The organism is Schnuerera sp. (genome assembly GCF_035459645.1).
Taxonomy (GTDB): Bacteria; Bacillota; Clostridia; order Tissierellales; family Tepidimicrobiaceae; genus Schnuerera.
Genome location: NZ_DATHXO010000265.1, coordinates 1 through 1,753, shown reverse-complemented (window position 1 = coordinate 1,753; position 1,753 = coordinate 1). Strand labels below are relative to the sequence as shown.

Sequence of the window (1,753 nt, the reverse complement as noted above, 5' to 3'; positions counted from 1 at the left end):
ATGGCTAATATGTTCGGTGTAGGGAATGGTGCCACTGCTTTTGGCTTAAAGGCTATGAAGGAATTAGATGGTTTAAATAGAGATAAAAAGAAAGCTACTAATGCTATGGCTCTGTTTTTGATTATAAATATGTCTTCACTACAATTAGTGCCTTTAACCGTAGTGAAGATTCGATATGACTATGGTTCTAAGAATCCTACAGGAATAATAGGTATCACCATATTAGCCACCTTTTTGTCAACTATTATAGCCATAATAGTAGGAAAAATGTTTGAAAGGGGAAAAAAATGTTAGAGATTATTTCTTTAGGAATAGTTCCTTTTTTGATATTAATAATTCTTAGCCATGGGTATATAAAAGGAGTGGATATTTATGCTTCTTTTATTGAAGGAGCAATAGAAGGATTCAAAACTGTTATCAAGATTATGCCCTATTTAATTGCTATTTTTATAGCTATAGGTATATTTAGAGGTTCCAGTGCTTTAGATATGTTTACTCATCTTTTAAGCCCTATAACCCAAATATTAGGGATACCAAATGAAATTATGCCACTAATCCTAATCAGACCTATATCTGGCTCAGGAGCATTAGGTGTAGTAAAGGATACTATAGGATATTATGGTCCAGATTCCTTTCCAGGAGTAGTTGCTTCCGTCATGATGGGTTCATCAGAAACCATATTCTATACAATAGCCCTATACTTTGGCTCCATAGGAGTAAAAGACCACAGACACACCTTAAAAGCAGCTTTACTATCTTATATAATATCTATATTTATAACTATATTCATATGTGGAATTTTTTATAATTGATAGTCTTTGACAATGGACAGTTCACAATTATTAGGCGACTTTTGGTCGCCTAATAATTGTGCATTGATTAAAACTATTCTATTATATAAACTTTTACCTTTCTTCTACCAAAGTTCCTGACTTCTCTAGCTGTGTTGAAAAATAAGTCAATTTTGTTTCCCTTAATTGCTCCACCTGTGTCCTCAGCTATACAAAAACCATAATCTTTGGTACTGTCAAGACTTTCTACATACAGTTTAGTGCCTAAAGGTATTATCCTGGGGTCAACTGCTACAACTCCAGGTCTGGCTTTAGTACCAGAGGCTGTAATACCATAATATTTGTCTCCAGGTCTTTTACCTGTACTTTCATAAGATAAATCATAAGCTGTTGCTGTCATAGTAATAGCTTTTCTAAACCTAATATTTCCTCTAGAAGAAGCCACTGTGTTTTTAGTTCCCTTTTCCATTATTTTTGGAATAGGTTCTACAATAGTCTCTTCCTCTATAATTTTTTCTGAAACAAGTTTACCATTTTCAAATACTTTTTTTACTTTTACATTCTTTAATCCATCTTTTCCCTCTTGTATGGTATTTTCTATACCTAAATCTAATCTATCATTTTTCTTAACCATCTCTTCGTAGGGAATTGGTTCTTCAAATTCTTCAAATGTTTCTTCAACCCGAATGATTTCAATCTCTGTTCCAGGGATGACTTTTTCATCTAGGTTAGGATAAGTATAATCCTTTTCATCTAGTTCAATATTTAAATCCTCCAATATATCCTGGACTTTATCATGAACTGATTTAATTTCACCCTTTTTGTCTCCAAGGGCCAATATATAATCTTTTGGTGTCTTTATAATTATATTCATATTGTTTTCTAATTTAGTGTCAAGTGGAATATTTATATATGCATCTTCATCTAAAGTAATATCCTCTAGTCTAAGCAGTTCTTCCACT

The 1,753-nt window shown here is 32.5% G+C and carries 2 protein-coding genes and 1 pseudogene; 2 read left to right on the top strand and 1 reads right to left on the bottom strand.

From position 1 onward, the window contains the following. A pseudogene (locus tag VK998_RS06255) lies at positions 1–294 on the top strand (spore maturation protein); the annotation flags it as partial. Next, positions 288–812, top strand: a complete 525-nt coding sequence (locus VK998_RS06250; RefSeq protein ID WP_325226637.1) for a spore maturation protein — start codon at positions 288–290, stop codon at positions 810–812. The pseudogene VK998_RS06255 and the gene VK998_RS06250, both read left to right, overlap by 7 nt. A 73-nt stretch (positions 813–885) precedes the next feature. Here the strand turns inward: VK998_RS06250 and VK998_RS06245 are convergent. Further along, positions 886–1,753: 3D domain-containing protein (locus VK998_RS06245; protein ID WP_325226636.1), on the bottom strand; the 868-nt coding region annotated here is incomplete at its 5' end.